Annotated in this window: 18 protein-coding genes and 1 tRNA gene; 11 read left to right on the forward strand and 8 right to left on the reverse strand. The window is 61.0% G+C overall.

Annotation, left to right across the window (positions count from 1 at the left end; all coding sequences use genetic code 11):
- Positions 1-95 precede the first annotated feature (95 nt).
- The 5 genes from ccoG to RPG13_RS28070 all read left to right on the forward strand — a co-directional run bounded on the left by ccoG (position 96) and on the right by RPG13_RS28070 (position 5463).
- Positions 96-1655: a cytochrome c oxidase accessory protein CcoG gene (gene ccoG, locus RPG13_RS28050; RefSeq protein WP_095488970.1), complete on the forward strand. Its 1560-nt coding sequence runs from the start codon at positions 96-98 to the stop codon at positions 1653-1655.
- Complete coding sequence (locus tag RPG13_RS28055; protein ID WP_095488969.1) at positions 1652-2149, forward strand: FixH family protein; 498 nt, start codon at positions 1652-1654, stop codon at positions 2147-2149. The genes ccoG and RPG13_RS28055 overlap by 4 nt, the downstream gene beginning before the upstream one ends.
- Positions 2146-4428, forward strand: coding sequence for a cation-translocating P-type ATPase (locus tag RPG13_RS28060; protein WP_292223792.1), 2283 nt, complete (start codon positions 2146-2148; stop codon positions 4426-4428). Before RPG13_RS28055 ends, RPG13_RS28060 begins: the two co-directional genes overlap by 4 nt.
- Entirely contained in the window at positions 4425-4580 is a 156-nt protein-coding gene (gene ccoS / locus RPG13_RS28065; RefSeq protein WP_126105375.1) for a cbb3-type cytochrome oxidase assembly protein CcoS, read from the forward strand. Before RPG13_RS28060 ends, ccoS begins: the two co-directional genes overlap by 4 nt.
- Before the next feature lie 184 nt (positions 4581-4764).
- Positions 4765-5463, forward strand: coding sequence for a CBS domain-containing protein (locus tag RPG13_RS28070; RefSeq protein ID WP_126105374.1), 699 nt, complete (start codon positions 4765-4767; stop codon positions 5461-5463).
- Positions 5464-5523: 60 nt separating this feature from the next.
- Here RPG13_RS28070 and RPG13_RS28075 read toward each other — a convergent pair whose 3' ends face one another.
- The 3 genes from RPG13_RS28075 to RPG13_RS28085 form a co-directional block, all read right to left on the reverse strand.
- Positions 5524-6072: a hypothetical protein gene (locus tag RPG13_RS28075; protein WP_126105373.1), complete on the reverse strand. Its 549-nt coding sequence runs from the start codon at positions 6070-6072 to the stop codon at positions 5524-5526.
- Between the two features lie 82 nt (positions 6073-6154).
- A complete protein-coding gene (locus RPG13_RS28080) occupies positions 6155-6424 on the reverse strand; it encodes a DUF6455 family protein (RefSeq protein ID WP_095489234.1) in 270 nt (89 codons plus the stop codon).
- A 228-nt stretch (positions 6425-6652) separates the two neighbouring features.
- Complete coding sequence (locus RPG13_RS28085; RefSeq protein ID WP_337126557.1) at positions 6653-7465, reverse strand: universal stress protein; 813 nt, start codon at positions 7463-7465, stop codon at positions 6653-6655.
- 291 nt (positions 7466-7756) lie between these two features.
- Between RPG13_RS28085 and RPG13_RS28090 the strand changes: the two genes are divergently transcribed.
- Positions 7757-9244, forward strand: coding sequence for a PAS domain S-box protein (locus RPG13_RS28090; protein WP_337127067.1), 1488 nt, complete (start codon positions 7757-7759; stop codon positions 9242-9244).
- On the forward strand, positions 9234-9848 hold the full coding sequence (gene fixJ, locus RPG13_RS28095) for a response regulator FixJ (protein ID WP_126107381.1): 615 nt from the start codon (positions 9234-9236) through the stop codon (positions 9846-9848). The genes RPG13_RS28090 and fixJ overlap by 11 nt, the downstream gene beginning before the upstream one ends.
- On the opposite strand, the gene RPG13_RS28100 is transcribed toward fixJ, so the two are convergent.
- Positions 9845-10069 carry a hypothetical protein gene (locus tag RPG13_RS28100; protein ID WP_095488963.1) on the reverse strand — a complete coding sequence of 75 codons (225 nt, stop codon included), beginning with the start codon at positions 10067-10069 and terminating at the stop codon, positions 9845-9847. The two genes, fixJ and RPG13_RS28100, sit on opposite strands and share 4 nt — an antisense overlap.
- A gap of 142 nt (positions 10070-10211) precedes the next feature.
- Between RPG13_RS28100 and RPG13_RS28105 the strand changes: the two genes are divergently transcribed.
- The 3 genes from RPG13_RS28105 to RPG13_RS28115 all read left to right on the forward strand — a co-directional run bounded on the left by RPG13_RS28105 (position 10212) and on the right by RPG13_RS28115 (position 12693).
- On the forward strand, positions 10212-10658 hold the full coding sequence (locus RPG13_RS28105) for a pyridoxamine 5'-phosphate oxidase family protein (protein WP_337126558.1): 447 nt from the start codon (positions 10212-10214) through the stop codon (positions 10656-10658).
- Positions 10659-10668: 10 nt separating this feature from the next.
- On the forward strand, positions 10669-11919 hold the full coding sequence (locus RPG13_RS28110) for an MgtC/SapB family protein (protein ID WP_337126559.1): 1251 nt from the start codon (positions 10669-10671) through the stop codon (positions 11917-11919).
- Between the two features lie 126 nt (positions 11920-12045).
- Complete coding sequence (locus RPG13_RS28115) at positions 12046-12693, forward strand: helix-turn-helix domain-containing protein (protein ID WP_337126560.1); 648 nt, start codon at positions 12046-12048, stop codon at positions 12691-12693.
- A gap of 410 nt (positions 12694-13103) precedes the next feature.
- Here RPG13_RS28115 and RPG13_RS28120 read toward each other — a convergent pair.
- A tRNA-Ile gene (locus RPG13_RS28120) sits at positions 13104-13179 on the reverse strand.
- A 237-nt stretch (positions 13180-13416) separates the two neighbouring features.
- On the opposite strand from RPG13_RS28120, the gene RPG13_RS28125 reads away from it, so the two are divergent.
- On the forward strand, positions 13417-14127 hold the full coding sequence (locus RPG13_RS28125; protein WP_095488959.1) for an SIMPL domain-containing protein: 711 nt from the start codon (positions 13417-13419) through the stop codon (positions 14125-14127).
- A gap of 356 nt (positions 14128-14483) precedes the next feature.
- Here RPG13_RS28125 and RPG13_RS28130 read toward each other — a convergent pair whose 3' ends face one another.
- From RPG13_RS28130 to RPG13_RS28140, 3 genes are all read right to left on the reverse strand, one after another.
- A complete protein-coding gene (locus tag RPG13_RS28130; RefSeq protein WP_095488958.1) occupies positions 14484-14852 on the reverse strand; it encodes a hypothetical protein in 369 nt (122 codons plus the stop codon).
- A gap of 329 nt (positions 14853-15181) precedes the next feature.
- A complete protein-coding gene (locus tag RPG13_RS28135; protein WP_095489233.1) occupies positions 15182-15628 on the reverse strand; it encodes a YcgN family cysteine cluster protein in 447 nt (148 codons plus the stop codon).
- A 432-nt stretch (positions 15629-16060) separates the two neighbouring features.
- Positions 16061-16714, reverse strand: a complete 654-nt coding sequence (locus RPG13_RS28140; protein WP_337126561.1) for a hypothetical protein — start codon at positions 16712-16714, stop codon at positions 16061-16063.
- Positions 16715-16739: the final 25 nt, after the last annotated feature.

A 16739-nucleotide genomic window follows, 5' to 3' on the forward strand; every position in this document is an offset into this window, starting at 1 on the left:
AAAGCTTGAGTTCAACGCGGCATTTCGCGCACCGGCCAAACAACTAAGTCCGACTGCGCGCCCCGAAATCGTAAGCTGCGCGACTGGAGACACTGGTGCTGGATAATACGCAGGTAGAACGGCTCGAAGCCGAGGCGGTCAACTCCGCCAAGGTCCGCCAGCCGCTGTATGCACCGCGCAAGAAGATCTTCCCCAAGCGCGCCTCGGGCAGCTTTCGCCGCTTCAAATGGCTGGTGATGGCGATCACCCTGGGCATCTACTACCTGACGCCCTGGCTGCGCTGGGATCGAGGTCCGTTTGCTCCCGATCAGGCCGTGCTGATCGATCTTGCTAACCGCCGCTTCTATTTCTTCTTCATCGAGATTTGGCCGCAGGAATTCTACTATGTGGCCGGTCTTCTCGTTATGGCCGGCATCGGCCTTTTCCTGATCACATCCACAGTTGGCAGAGCCTGGTGCGGCTATACCTGCCCGCAGACCGTATGGGTCGATCTGTTTCTGGTTGTAGAGCGTGCGATCGAGGGAGATCGCAACGCCCGCATAAAGCTCGACGCCGGACCGTGGACTGCGCGCAAGTTTGTGCTGCGTGTATCGAAACACGCCATCTGGCTGGTCATAGCGGCAGCGACCGGCGGTGCCTGGATCTTCTATTTCGCCGATGCGCCAACGCTGATTGGCGAGGTCTTCACCGGCACCGCTGCGCCGGTCGCCTACATCACCATCGGCGTGCTGACGGCAACCACCTACACATTCGGCGGGCTGATGCGCGAACAGGTCTGCACCTATATGTGCCCGTGGCCGCGCATCCAGGCGGCCATGCTCGACGAAAATTCGCTGACCGTGACCTATAATGACTGGCGCGGCGAACCTCGGTCGCGGCACGCCAAGAAGGTCCAGGCCGCGGGGCAGCCGGTCGGAGACTGCGTCGATTGCAATGCCTGTGTCGCCGTCTGCCCGATGGGGATCGACATTCGCGATGGCCAGCAGCTCGAATGCATCACTTGCGCGCTGTGCATCGATGCCTGCGATAGCGTCATGGACAAGCTCGGCAAGGAGCGCGGGCTGATCTCCTATGCGACGCTGTCCGATTACAACGCCAACATGGCGGTGGCGACAGCAGGCGGGTCTTGCTCGGTGAACCCGTCGCTCGTCCGGACCGACGGCGGCGCTTTCTCCGACAGGTTAGCCCATTTCCATATCCGCAAGATCTTTCGGCCGCGCACCTTCATCTACATGGGTGCATGGTCGGCGGTCGGCATTGCGCTGCTCTATTCGCTGCTGACGCGCGACCGGCTCGAGGTCAATGTTCTGCACGACCGCAATCCGCAGTTCGTCACGCTGTCCGACGGTTCGATTCGCAACGGCTACACCGTCAAGCTGCTCAACATGATCCCCGAGCCAAGGACGATCGTTGTCACGATGCAGGGCCTGCGGGGAGGCGAAATGAGCGTCGTTGGTATCGACCTTCCCGCAGACCGGTCCTTCGCCGTCGCGGTCGAACCCGACCGCCTGAAGATGCTGAAGGTTTTCGTGCGCCAGCCGGCGGACCAGGTCGGAAGCGCAACACAAACCTTCAAATTCCGCGTCGAGGACAAGGCGAGTTTCGAAACGGACGAATACACCGCCACCTTCAATGCCCCGGAGATCACCAGATGAGCGCCAATGCGCGACGGCCCCGCGAATTCACCGGTAGGCATATGTTGGCCACCATTCTCGCCTTTTTTGGTGTGGTCATCGCAGTCAATCTGACGATGGCGACATTCGCCAGCACAAGCTGGACCGGCCTTGTCGTCGAAAACACCTATGTGGCCAGCCAGCAATTCAACCGAAAGGCCGAAGAAGGCCGCGCACAGGCGGCGCTCGGCTGGACTGGCAAATTGACGATCTCTTCGGGGGAAGTCCGCTACAGTCTCAGCGATGCCGCCGGCAAGCCGGTTCCCTTGCGCAGTGTCAAGGTGCTGTTTCGTCATCCCGCCTACGAGGGCGCGGACAAAGCCGTTACTCTCGCCGCTGCCTCGGGCCAGGAATTTGCCGCGCAGCACACGCTAAGGGATGGCGTCTGGATCGTCGAAGTCGACACCGATGCCGGTCTGGCAGAGCCTTATCGCGAAGTTCGCCGGATCATGATTTCCCAGGGAGCACTGCGATGAGCTGCTGTGCGCCGGGCGCTGAAATGGCGCTGGATCTGGACGGAGCGACATCCAGCTTGCCATCGAGCCAGGAGATCAGGTTGGCAAGCCGCTCGCTTGGCAATGACCTTCGCCAGACCGATCTGTCGGTGCCGACGGTTCACTGCGCGGCCTGCATCCAGGCGATCGAGACGGCTCTCGGGAAGCTCGATCGCGTCGAGCGCGCTCGTGTCAACCTTTCGACCAAACGGGTCTCGGTCCAGTGGCGTGGGAACGAGGCTCCTCCCATCGTCGCTGCACTAGAGCTGCTGGGCTACCCGGCGCATCTTTTCGACCCCGAGGTTCATGAAAAAGACAAGACGCTTTCGGAACTGATCCGCGCCGTCGCGGTCGCCGGCTTTGCTGCGGGCAACATCATGCTGCTTTCCGTCTCGGTCTGGTCAGGAGCTGAAGGCGCGACGCGTGACCTGTTCCATTGGGTCTCAGCGCTGATCGCCATCCCGGCGCTCGCCTTCGCCGGCGGAATCTATTTCCGCTCGGCATGGAATGCGCTGCGTCACGGTCGCATGAACATGGACGTGCCGATTGCGGTTGGCGTTTCACTCGCCTACGCGATGAGCCTCTACGAGACCATCAACCATGGAGACCACGCCTATTTCGACGCGTCGGTGTCGCTGCTGTTCTTCCTGTTGATCGGCCGCACGCTGGATCACGTGATGCGCGAGCGTGCCCGGACCGCCGTGAACGGCCTGTCACGGCTGGCGGCGCGGGGCGCCATGGTGCTGCGCGAGGATGGTTCGCGCGACTACCTGCCGGTTGAGGAGATCGAACCCGGCTTGCAGCTGCTGATCACCGCCGGCGAAAGGATTCCCGTCGACGGCAAGATCATTCGAGGCTCTTCGGATCTCGATTGTTCACTGGTTTCCGGTGAGAGCACACCCAGAGCCGTGGCGTCAGGGGAAACCGTGCAGGCCGGCACACTCAATCTCACGGGCCCGCTGACCATCGAAGCAACAGCCGCCGCAAAGGATTCCTTCCTGGCCGAAATGGTCCGGCTGATGGAAGCCGCCGAGGGCGGTCGCGCGCATTATCGCAGGATCGCCGACCGCATTTCAGCGCTCTATGCTCCAGTGGTCCATCTGACCGCCTTCGTGACGTTCCTTGGCTGGATGGCGGCGACCGGCGATTGGCACCAGGCAGTAACGATCGCCATCGCCGTTCTCATCATCACCTGCCCGTGTGCGCTCGGTCTCGCCGTGCCGATCGTGCAGGTGGTCGCTGCGCGGCGTCTGTTCGAAAGCGGCGTCATGGTCAAGGATGGTTCGGCCATGGAGCGCCTGGCGGCGATCGACACGGCGGTGTTCGACAAGACAGGAACGCTTACGCTCGGACAGCCCCGGCTCGTCAACGCGTCGTCCATCGATCCGGCCATGCTGGCAATCGCTGCCGACATGGCGGCGCATTCTCGCCACCCGTTCTCAAGGGCCATAGCCGGCTCTGCGGGCTTTGCCGGCGAGCCGAAGCTCGAGTCCGTCAGCGAGCACCCTGGTTTCGGGATCGAAGCCACCGCCGCTGGCAGCACCTGGCGGCTTGGCCGGCGCGGCTGGGCCGGGTGGAAGGCCCGAACCGGCGGCGAAAGCAGATACGGCGGAACGGTTCTGACCAAAGATGGGATCATTGTCGCGTCCTTTGCCTTCGAGGACGCGCTGCGTGCAGACGCCAGAGCGGCCGTCGGGCAATTGAACAACGCCCGGATTTCCGTGGAAATGCTGTCGGGCGATACCGCAGCTGCCTGCGGCGAGGTCGCGGCGACGTTGGGCATCCATCACTTTGTTCCGGCGCTGCTTCCTTCGGGCAAGGTCGAGTATATCGAAACGCTGTCGAAGGACGGCCACAAGGTGCTGATGGTTGGCGACGGCCTCAACGACACCCCTGCGCTGGGCGCGGCACACGTCTCGATCGCTCCAGCCACGGCGGCCGATGTCGGCCGCAAAGCAGCGGATTTCGTGTTCCTGCGCGAAAGCCTTTCGGCAGTACCCCTTGCCCTCGACATCTCGCGAAAGGCCGGACGACTGATCCGGCAAAACATCGCCATAGCAATCGTCTACAACACCATCGCCGTGCCGATCGCCATCCTGGGGCACGTCACGCCGCTGATCGCGGCAATCGCGATGTCGGCTTCGTCGCTGCTTGTCATTGGCAATGCGCTGAGGCTGCAAGGCTCTGCCGCGAGCCCACCGGAGACGATTCGTACGCGCGGCAAACGTTCCAGTATCGGCGCATTGGCACGATCCTCATGACGACGCTTGTCTATCTCATACCCGTAGCTCTTTTTCTCGGCGCGCTGGGTCTGTCCGGCTTCCTGTGGGCCTTGAGGAGCGGTCAATACGAGGATCTCGACGGAGCCGCCGAGCGGATCCTTATCGATCGGGATGACAAGCTAGACAACTGATCGGGAGCCAAGGTGCGGATAACGCCGCTGGTACCGCAAACTTCGCCACTGCATGTGTCTGGCTCGAATATAAGACAGACCGGATGTTTGGCCGGCCGACGTTGCTGCTCCCAGAAAGTGACTCAGATCAAGGCACGCGACGCAGGGACCTCGATAATCAGGGAAGATGTTTGAGGAGGCAGGTATGCAAGCCGAAGCCATAATGACGACACCGGTCGTCGGAATAGAGCCGTCCGCGTCGATCACCGAAGCGGCCGGGCTGATGCTCTCCAAGAAGATCAGCGGCCTGCCCGTCATTCGCAGGGACGGTACGCTAGTGGGCATCGTCAGCGAAGGTGATTTCTTGCGCCGGGGAGAACTCGGCACGAAGCGTAAGCGCTCGCGTTGGCTGGAGCTTCTTGTGAGCCCCGGGCGAGCCGCTGATGAATATGTTCAAGCCAACGGACGACGGATCGAGGAGGTCATGACAGAAGACCTCGTCACAGCATCCCCCGGGGCATCGATCGCCGAGATCGTCGAGCTCATGACGCGCCGCCACGTCAAACGCATTCCGGTTGTCGATGGGGGAAAAGTCGTCGGGATCATCACCCGCACCGACCTTTTGCGTGCATTGCTCAACGTCCTGCCGGATGCGGGCCCGGCGTTCGTCGACGACGAACAGATCCGTCAGAAAATTATTGCCGAGCTTGCGACTCAGAAATGGGCCGGCAAGGAAATGATCTGCGTCACGGTGGGCAATGGCGTGGTCGAACTGAGCGGCGCGATCTTCGACGAACGCGAACGCCAGGCAGCCATCGTCGCCGCCGAAAACGTCGCCGGCGTCAAAGCCGTAAAGGATAACCTTTTCTGCGCGGAGCCGCTGTCGGTGGTGCTTGTCTCTTAGTTGCGGACTGCAGCATTGCGTGACCCCAGCATTCGAATTGGAAGAATGTCCGCATTGAACCTAAGTCGCAGCTACCGCTATTAATGGTCGAAGCAGCAACAAGGCGAATGCGATAAGCACCGCGCCCGCGACCCTGTCTGCCATCTCTCCGGCTCCGTTCAGACGCCTACCGAGCAAAAGCCACATTGACCCGGTGGCGGCTGTGGTCACCAAGAGTACGATCCAGAAGAAGCCCAGTTCGTACGGCCTCGCGTCCACCGGCACGATTGCCAGACAATAGATAAAGGCTTTCGGATTGAGGGCAGTAGTTACTATAACAGAAAGGCCATCCCCGTCTTCGGATGCGTCGATCTGGTCGCGGCCTATCAGACGCAGGCCAAGAATTACGAGCCATAGGGCTGCGACCAGCTTGAGTACCTGGATGGCGCCGGACGGCAGCAAGGGTCGCAGCGAAAACCAGCAGGCTGCTGCGATCCCGTATCCACAGGCCTGTGCGACCAAGAGTGCGATCGCCTTATCTCGCTTGGCCGCACCCGCCACCAAAAGAGCATTGGTTGGCCCGGGCGCAATAAAGAGCAGAAATGCTTCTAGAAGAAATAGATTGTCCAAACTGCCTGGTCCCATGGGATGCAAATCTATCGGCATAAGTTCCGTTTGCGTTCACTCGTCAGACGCATTTGTGGTGACCTTTCTAGCGTTGGCCGGCTGCGTGTTGAAGCCGTGCGATCAGGTCGCGGTTGCGGCAGTAATCCGGCGGATCATCGGCTTGCTGGTGCTCGTCGAGCCAGGTCGAGCATTCGTCCTGATGGCCGCAGGAGCGGCAGCGATCCACCGCCCGATTGGTGACGGCCGCATGGTCCGCCACGACTTTCAATTGTCTGTCGACGCCGAGCCTCCGCATCATGCGGCCCATCAAGGCCGTCCTGGCGTCAATCGAAATCAGGTAGTCGAGAAACGTCATGTCGTTCACTCCTGCATTTTGGCAATCATTGCTACATTGGCGGCTGACGACATTGATCTTGGTCAACAGGATGCTCCGTTGCCGACTCGACAGTGGATCTTGCAAACGGGTGCGTTGTCGGTTGCCAACTTCAGAGCGCGAAAGCAGCGCCATCTTCGACGAAAACGGGTGCCGGATGGGGTTGATTCCGGCCCCTCGATTAGGGCGGTGAGTGGGTTCGACAGACCTTCAATACGACAGGAAGCGATTGATGCCGTTGTCTTCGATCAGCGTGCGGGTGACGCCGCCGAAGGCCCATTCCCGGAGGCGGCTATGGCCGTAAGCACCGGAGACGATCAGATCAGCGTGGATCGAGCGCGCAAACGCCAGCAGATGGTCGCCATCCGCCTCGCCAGTGAGCAGTTCTGTTTGTGGCATGATGCCATGGTTTTCTAGATAAGCCGCGACATCGGCGAGGCTGTATCGGGCGCTTTCGCTGCGGTCGGTATCGATCGTGGCGACGATGACCTCATTGGCCCGGGCCAGGAAAGGCAATGCATCCGCTATCGCCCGTCGCGCCTCCCTGGTGTCTTTCCAGGCGACCAACACGGTCTTTGCCAAAACATGTTCGACATTGCTTGCGGCGACAAGGACTGGCCGGCCTGTGCCGAGAGCAAGGCTCCCGACATCCACGGCGCGATAGACATTTTCTCCCTCCTCGCCGCTGGTTACGATGAGGTCGGCCGCGCGGGCGGAGACGCTAAGGAAGCGGGTCGGGTTGCAGACTTCCTGCCCCCATTCGCTGCTGATCGAAGCAGGAACCAGCCTCTCGAATTCGGCACGCAGTTCGGCAAGCCGCTTTTCGATTTCCGTCCGCTGGATCTGCATGATGTCGCCTTCATAGACCATGCCGTCGCCGGTCGCGACGAGCGGCGGGACGTCTGCAGCCGCCAGGCCGATAAGGTGAGTCCCGAAGCGTTCCGCAAGCTCGATCCCCAACTTCACCATGGATGTAGGAGGTGCATCTACGGCAAGGTTTAGAATAATTGACTTGTAGGACATCGCGGTCGCCTTTCGCTGGAGCGCTTGAATGCGATAATGAAGTGCATCCGCCGGCACTCGACGCCTTGATGCGAGTCAAAAAACGCTACCTACCCAATCGGCCGCGGCTCGCTGTTTTGATCGGTTTGCATTGCTGGAAGAGATGTGCAGCAAAGCGATGAATGATAACTAGACTGCGTTGCGGGTTCCCCGATCAAAGGACTTCATTTGGACGACAAACAAACACGTGACTTATCAACCGGCGCTCGCGGTGAAGGGCCGGCCACGGCCGATCACGACCGGCTCTCCCTGATGTTCGAGCAGGCCCCGGGGTTCATGACGTTGATGCGTGAGCCGGGTCATGTCTTCGAATTGACCAATGCCGCCTATCAGCGCCTGATCGGTGAACGGCAGGTCATTGGAAAGTCGGTACGCGAGGCTCTGCCCGAGCTTGAAGGCCAAGGCTTCTATGAACTGCTGGACCAGGTATACGCAACTGGTGAACCCTATATTGGCCGGGGGGTGAAAGTCGCTCTTCGCAACAAGGATGACGAGCCGACCGAAGAGCATATCCTCGATTTCGTCTATCAGCCCATCAAGGCCGAGGATGGTCGCATCACGGCTATTTTTGTCGAAGGCACGGACGCCAGCGAGCTTTCCTATGCAAACGCCGCCCTTCGATTGCGCGAAGATCATTTGCGCTCGATCCTGGCGACGGTGCCCGACGCAATGGTCGTCATCGACGAACAAGGCCGTATTCAGTCCTTCAGCACGGCTGCCGAAACACTGTTCGGGTACCAGTCCAGCGAAGTCCTCGGTCAAAATGTCAGTCTGCTGATGCCGTCGCCCTATCGCGAAGAGCATGACGCCTATCTGCACCGCTACCTTACCACCGGAGAGCGCCGGATCATCGGGCTCGGCCGCACGGTGACGGGAATGCGCAAGGATGGCTCGACCTTTCCCATGGAACTTTCGGTTGGTGAGATGCATCCCGGGACCGGCCGCTTCTTTACCGGCTTCTGCCGCGACCTGACCGAACGCCACAAGGCAGAAGCCAGAATACAGGAGCAGCAGCAGGAGCTTCTCCATATGGCGCGGTTTACCGCGCTCGGCGAAATGGCCTCGACGTTGGCACATGAAATCAACCAGCCGCTCACGGCCATTACGAATTACCTCAAAGGCAGCCGGCGGCTTCTCGAAAAGAGCACGGAAGAGAACGCGCCGATGTTGAGGGAGGCCGTCGAAAAAGCAGCGGAACAGGCCTTGAGGGCCGGAGATGTCATTCGCCACCTTCGCGACTTCGTCGCGAGAGGCGAGAGCGAGCGGCAGATCGAACGTCTGCCGGCGCTGATCGAGGAAGCCGCTTCGCTGGCCCTGGTCGGCGCAAGGGAAATTGATGTCCGCGTCACCTACCAACTCGATCCTGCAGCCGAACTCGTCTTGACGGACCGCATCCAGATTCAACAGGTTTTGCTCAACCTGATGCGCAACGCGGTCGAGGCAATGCAAGGCGTCCCACGCCGCGAGTTGCACGTGACGACCGTTGCCAGGGATGACGGGATGGCCGAGGTGAGTGTGATCGACACTGGCACGGGCCTGGCGCCGGAGGTCTCGGCTCAGCTTTTCCAGCCATTTGTCACCACCAAAAAGCAGGGCATGGGCGTTGGCCTCTCCATTTGCCGCACTATCGTCGAATCGCACGGTGGTCACATCTGGGCCGAGGCAATGCCCGCTGGAGGAACCGCTTTCCGGTTTACCCTGCGCATCGTGCAGAAGGAAGAAGTCGCCAATGGCCAGTAACGATCTTGTGCATGTGGTCGACGACGACGTCGAGGTTCGCAAGTCGCTTGGTTTTCTTCTGGCGACGGCGGACTTCGCCGTGCGCCTATACGAATCGGCGTCGGCTTTTCTGGCCACAGCGACGGGCAATCTCGACGGCTGTATCGTGACGGACGTTCGCATGCCCGGCATTGACGGGATCGAGTTCCTGCGACAGCTCAGATCCCGCGGACATTCGATCCCGGTCATTGTCATGACCGGTCATGCCGATGTTGCGCTCGCCGTTCAGGCGATGAAAGAAGGTGCCGCCGATTTCATCGAAAAACCTTTCGACGACGATATTCTGATCGATGCGATCCGCTCTGCGTTGGGCAACCGCAACCAGGTCCATGCAGCTCACCCTCAATCCGCCGAGATACGTGCTCGCTTGTCGACATTGTCGGAGCGGGAGAAGCAGGTGCTGGACGGGCTGGTGTCGGGCCTGCCCAACAAGACGATCGCCTACGATTTGGGGATCAGCCCACGAACAGTCGAGATCCACCGCGCCAATGTCATGAGCAAGATGAATGCAAGCAGCCTGTCGCATCTCGTGCGGATGGCACTGATTGTCGAATCTCAAGCCTAAGGGTGGTCGCTAAGGGCGTCGCTCTTGCCGGCCGCAACCCGCTCCGGCGCCCACTCTCTCCAATGGGTCGGACGGATGTCGATACGCGCACCGGTCGCGGCATTCTTCCAGCCCTCCGTCCCTCGTATGCAGGGAAATACGAGCGCATGCTCGCCATCCTCGTCGAAGACGGCCAGTTCGAGATTGCGACCAAACGGAGCGCTTAGGATTGGCTTCCACATGCGCCTAGGATGCGCAGAGACAGCAAGCGCGCCTTGATCTGGATCATTTTCCGGAGTCGCCGAATGCGCGACTATGCGCCTCGCCGCCTGCGAGCCGGGCCGAAAGCACCCAGCAGGCCGCGAGACGTAGGAGATCGCACCGATGCTGATCCGCACACTTTCCGCGCTGGAATGTACGAAATTGCTGACAGCAAATCGTGTAGGCCGCCTGGCGTGCGCGAAGGACGGGCAACCCTATGTCGTGCCGTTATACTATGCGCATGCAGACAACCATCTGTACGCGTTCTCGATGCCTGGCAAGAAGATCGACTGGATGCGAGCCAATCCGCTTGTGTGCGTCCAGGTCGACGAACACGGCCAAGGTCGAGGATGGAAAAGCGTTGTTGTCGACGCCCGATACGAAGAGCTGCCTGATAGGGTCGGTCACAAGGCTGAGCGCGACCATGCATGGACTGTGCTAAGCAAATACGCGAACTGGTGGGAGCCAGGCGCCCTCAAACCCGTGATACCTCCGATTTCAGACAGCGCGCCGCATGTTTTCTTCCGAATCCTGATCCAGCAGGTGTCGGGCAGGGAAGCAGGCGAGTAAACTGCCGCCCATGGATCCACTCATCGCCCGGCTGGGACTGGCCTTGGCAATTGGCCTGCTCGTCGGACTGGAGCGTGGCTGGCGGGAGCGAGGCGCTCCCGACCGCAGCCGTACGGCTGGAATTCGCACTTTCGGCATATCCGGCTTGCTCGGCGGCATTCTCGCAGCTCTGGCGGAAGCGCTTGGCGCGGTTTCAGTGCTGGTGGGAGGATTTGTCGCCTTCGCCGCGATCTTTGCGTGGTACAAGGCGCGCGAGGCGGCTCATGACAAGGATTTCAGCGTTACGGCAGTGATCGCCGCGCTCGGCGTTTTCGCACTCGGTGCGCTATCGGTCGCCGGTGACTATCGTGTTGCCGCTGCCGGAGGGGCTGCACTTGCGGCGGTCCTTGCCAGTCGCGAGATCCTGCACGGGCTCTTGAAGCGACTGACCTGGATCGAACTGCGCTCGGCGCTGATCCTGGCGGTGATGACGGCGATCGTCTTGCCCTTACTGCCAAACCGGACGATGGATCCTTGGGGCGGCTTCAACCCCTGGGAAATCTGGTTCCTGACGGTGCTGATGGCATCGATTTCGTTCGCCGGCTACGTTGCCGTCCGCGTTCTCGGAACCACACGTGGTCTGCTTGTCAGCTCGCTCGTTGGTGCAATCGTTTCGTCCACAGCGGTGACCGCGGCGCTTGCCCGCAACGCCGCGTCAGCGGGCGACGCTCTGCCACTCGCCGGAGCAGCTTCGCTGGCTGCGATGGTTTCGGTGCTGCGTGTTTGTGCCGTGGTTCTGATCATCGAGCCAAGCGTGTTTACGTCGGTCGGTATCCCGGCCATTGCTGCTGCGCTTGTTTTCGCTGCCTGCGGCGCAATCCTGTTGATCCGCAGCGGCGAGGATAGCAAAAGTGGCGGGCTTGCGCGAAACCCATTCGAATTGGGTCCGCTGCTGCTCTTCGCTCTGCTCTTTGCAATCGTCGCGACTGCGAGTGCAGCGTTGGCAGCTCAATTTGGCGGGCGCGGCTTGCTGGCGACCTCGGCGCTAGCCGGTGCGTTCGATGTTGATGTCTCGGTGCTCGGTGCGTTGCGTCTGGTCAAGCAGTCGGTTCACGCCGAGACGATCGGGCAGGCCGTGCTGGTGGCGCTGGCGGCAAACGCGATCGGCCGCCTGTCATTGGCGGTATCTGCCGGTCCGATCGGGTTCTGGTTGCCTTTGGCCGGTGCAACCCTGATAGCTGCCGCAGTTGGTTATTTCGCCATGGCGCTGTGTGGCGTCTGAGCCCATTCAGATTCTCCACCACGTCTGTGACTTGGCTCTAGGTAGTTCCCCGTAGGGACATAACCGAATTTCGCAGCCTGCGGATTCGGGCGATTGCTGTGACACGGATTAACCGGGGAAACAGCCATGCACGCCTACACGACCTCGCGAATCGCAGCACAGTCACGGACGCCTCAGCCGCACCCGTCGGAGGTATTCCATCCGGCACTGCTGCAGCCACTCAGCTTCTTCTCCGCTGGTGCCGAAATCTATGCTCAGGGGGAAAAGGCTGGGGCCTTCTACCAGGTCGAGTTTGGCGCCGTGCGCATCTATCGCCTGCTCGCCGACGGCCGCCGGCAGATCAGTGCTTTCCACCTGGCTGGAGAGACTTTCGGCTTCGAAGCCGGCACGACGCATCATTTCTTCGCCGAAGCGGTCAACGCCACTGGCATCCGCGTCTTTCGTCTTGCCCCTGGGGCTGACATGTCTGGTCAACTGCTGCCGTTGGCGCTCAAAGGCCTGACAAGAGCACAGGAACACCTCCTGGTTCTAGGTCGCCAGAACGCCACAGAGCGCGTCGCGGCGTTCCTGGTCGATATGGCGGAGCGCCAAGGGGATCTGCGCCAGGTCGAGCTGCCGATGTCTCGTATGGATATCGGCGACTATCTCGGCCTCACCATCGAGACCGTGTCGAGGGTTTTCACCAAGCTGAAGGAAAGAGGCGTCATTCGTTTGATTAACCTGCGTTGCGTCGAAATCGTTAAGCAGGACGCGCTGCACCTTATGAGTGAATGAGTCCAACTCTGGTTATAGCAAGGAAACGCGCGGCTATGGGGGGAGCGAATAGGCTTCGAGCAATACGACCCGGGCCCCTTGCCGTTCCCGGCGGACAAGCCACTTTGCAGCACCATCGGCGACTCGATCGGCCCGAGATCAGCCGAATGACGAGCGCTTTGGAGTCTTTTGAGCCTTCGGCCGAAGGCAGAACCGCCTAATTGCACGTCGTTACCGCCGATTGCCGCATGCATCGTTCCAAGGTCTTTTGAAACCAGGGGTCTGGAGCTAGGTGTGACGGGTGCCATCAACGAGACGGAGAAAATTGACGAACGGGCCCAAAACCATTTCCTTCAAAACTAGCGGACTTAACCGACAACGTTCAATTCGATCTCGAAGAATTAAGCGTAAGTAATTCATATTTAATATTTTGGTGGGCCCGGAGGGACTCGAACCCCCAACCAAGCGGTTATGAGCCGCCGGCTCTAACCATTGAGCTACAGGCCCCACACGCGGCTGGATTAATGTTTTTCCCCGAGCCGCACAAGGCTTTCCTAACTGGCTGGCCGAGATCGCCCAAATCAGCCCATATTCAGACATTAGAGCGACGTGCGTCCACTTAGACGCACAAAGTACGCTCTAACGCTTTGAATCTACGCATCGTGCTTTCCGAAATCGATTCCGATTTTCGGGCCGACGCGGTAGTCGACAAGCGCGACTGGATCGCAGACCGAGGAGATTTTTATGACCAGACATCTTTTGCCCTTGGCGCTCGCCGCCGCAATCGCTTTTCCGGCGATGGCCGGCGCGGCCGATTCGCCGCCCCCGCCCCGCATCATCGTCACCGGCGAAGGCGAAGCGACCGCGGCCCCCGATCTGGCGCTGCTGACGCTCAGCGTCATGCGCGAAGCCAAGACCGCGCGCGCCGCGCTCGATGCCAACAACGACGCCATGGCATCCGTGATCGCAGCTATGAAGTCGGCTGGCATCAAGGAGCGCGACCTGCAGACAGCCGGCATCCAGATCAGCCCGCGCTACAACTATACCAACAAGCCGGACGGCAGCCAGGAAGCCGAACTCATCGCCTACCAGGTGACCAACACACTTTCGGTGCGTATCCGCGACATCGACAAAACAGGCGAGATTCTCGACAAGGCGGTATCGCTCGGCGTCAACCAGGGCGGCGGCATCTCGTTTTCCAACGAGAACCCGGCTGCCACCGTCGCCGAAGCCCGCAAAAAAGCGGTCGCCGACGCCATGGCCAAGGCCAAGACGCTGGCCGAAGCCGCCGGCGTCAACGTCGGGCGCGTGCTGGAAATCACCGACCAGAACGTCGCGCCGCCGCCGATACCGATGAACGCCAAGGCCTTCGACGCGGCCCGCGCATCGGTTCCGGTGGAGGCCGGCGAGAATTCCTACACGGTGCAGGTCACCGTCACTTTCGAGTTGAAGTGACCGTCGCCTGAAGGTCCGGCCCGTAGTTCAGCGTTGCTGAAGCGCGGGCAACCGGCAACATCGATCCTACTGCATCAAAAAACCCCGGAGGACTGATCCTCCGGGGTTTTTTCGAGCCGCACCCTTCCGTCTCAGCGGAAAGGGGCTCTGCTACTCCAGACCGACCTTCGCAGAAGGTCGTGTCTCCAGACCGACCTTCGCAGAAGGTCGTGTCTCCAGACCGACCTTCGCAGACGGTCATGTCCAAGCTGATCTTCGCAGAAGATCATGCTTCTGAGCTGATCCTTTCCGAAGCGGATTCGGAAAGATCATCCTTAAACAAGACCGCCGTTGCCGGTCGGCAACGTGCCGAACACTTACCGGTAGATAACTGGGCAGCCGCGCTCGTTGGCGAACACGATCACCACCCGATCGCCATACTGACGGCCCGCGACCTTGACCGTACGGCGGTTGACGTCGATGATGCGGGCGCGGCGCAGGCCCATGCGCTCGGCTTTGTTGACAGCGCGCTCCGGCGAGCAGGACCGGCGCCAGTAGCGGTCGCGGTCACGGCGGCGTTCGCGGTAGAAACCATCGTCGTCGCCGGTATAGACGCCGACGCGCGGATCGTCGTTATTGCCGAAGCCGAGATAGATGCTATCTGCATGAGCAGTGGCGGGGATAGCGGCAAGCGTGCCGAGGCTGATAAGCGCCGAAAGGGTCGCCGTCTTGATCGTGTTGAACATTGTCTTCTCTCCTTGTTCAGGGCTTCCGCCCGTCTGATCGAACCAATGGGCCGAGAACCAATACGCCTTGGTCGAACCGATGGGGAGGAGAATGCGCCTGCGTATCTGAACTTTTTACGAACCGGCCGTTCATTTCGGGTTCATGTGGCAACAAGAAATCGTTGCGCAGTCTTCTCCGCAATCCGGCTCTGAATCCTGGCCGGTTCTGAATTATCTGGCCGGTTCTGAACCATTTGGCCGGTTCTGAACTGAACTATTTGGCCGGTTCTGAACCATCTCGACAGAAACGCCCTGTCGCGCAGCCGGTTCCGGGACTTAAGGCCCGGAACCTAGGGCTCATCGTCCAGCATGTGCTCGAAATAGTCGTCCGGCTCGGCAAGATCGGTCTCGCTGGCGCTGACGCGGCCGCGCATCGAAATGCCGGCCTCATGCACCGTCTCGGCACTTCCCGACACCAGCCTGTGCCACCAGTAGAGATCGTGGCCCTCGGCGACCAGCCGGTAGGCGCAGGTTTTGGGCAGCCAGCTGATGGTGCGTACATTCTGCGGCGTCAGCCCGACGCAGTCCGGGACCCGCGCCAGCCGGTTGGCGTAGTCCGAGCAGCGGCAAGTTTCGGCATCGAACAGCCGGCAGCCGACGCTCGTCCAGTAGATCTCGCCGCTGTCTTCGTCCTCAAGTTTCGACAGGCAGCATTTGCCACAGCCGTCGCAAAGCGATTCCCACTCGGCCGGCGTCATCGCTTCGAGCGACTTGGTTTTCCAGAACGGCGTTTCCATCGACGGGATGTGGCCCCCACTGGCGTCAAGGTCAAGCACCGCAACAGGCGCAAACCCTGCAGCACCATAGGAATGACACGAAGTCGCCTTCAAAACGCCGGCCAATCGCCCTTCGCGGCCGTTAATGCCCGCTAACCGGAACCAATCCGGTTGATGAACAGTTTGGGCCGGGATGGGACGCCAAAAGGAGGATTTCTAATGAAACGCCAACCACGGATTCTGGCAGGCACGGCACTTGGCCTGTTGATGGCGTCCGCGCCGTTGGGCGCATTCCCGCTGCAAGGCAACGCCGCGTTCGGCCCGCCGCAGCGTGCCGCAACGCCGTTGATCCTGGCGCAATCGAATTGCCCCGAAGGCGAGTCGGCGGAAGGCTGCGCACAGCAGGCGGAACCGGAGCAGAGGCCTCGCAAGAAGCGCGAGCGGCAGAGCGAATCAGCTCCCATGGAGCAGGCGGCGCCTTCCGGGGACGAGCAAGAGGGCAATCAACGCAGAAAGAAGCGCGACCGGCAGCAGCAGATTGAAGCCGCACCCGCCGAACAGGCCGCCCCGGCCGAAGAGCAAAAACCGCGCAGAAAGAAGCGCGACCAACAGCAGATCGAAGCAGCACCGGCCGATCAGCCAGCCGAACAACTCCAGCCGCGCAGAAAGAAGCGCGACCGGCAGATCGAAGCAGCACCGGCCGAGCAGCCAGCAGAACAGGCGGCGCCTGCGAGCGACGAACAGCAGCCCAAGCCGCGCAGAAAGAAGCGCGACCGGCAACAGCAGATTGAAGCCGCACCCGCCGAACAGCCAGCCGAACAGGCCGCGCCTGCGAACGACGAACAGCAGCCCAAGCCACGCAGGAAGAAGCGCGACCAGCAACAGCAGATCGAGGCCGCACCCGCCGAAGAGCCCGCCGGGCAGGCGGCGCCTCGCGAAAAGGCCGCACCTGCAAATGACAACGAGCAGGTCACGCCGCGCAGGAAGAAGCGGGACCAGGATCAGCAGATCGAAGCCGCACCATCCGAACAGCCGGCCAAGAAGGAAACACCCGCCGGCGAGCCTGCCCCGCAGGCCGAGCCGCTTCCCACTCCAACCGACCGGCAAGCGGCTCCTGCCGAGGGCGAACAGC

This window comes from Mesorhizobium sp. ISC15 (assembly GCF_037162615.1).
GTDB lineage: Bacteria > Pseudomonadota > Alphaproteobacteria > Rhizobiales > Rhizobiaceae > Mesorhizobium > Mesorhizobium mediterraneum.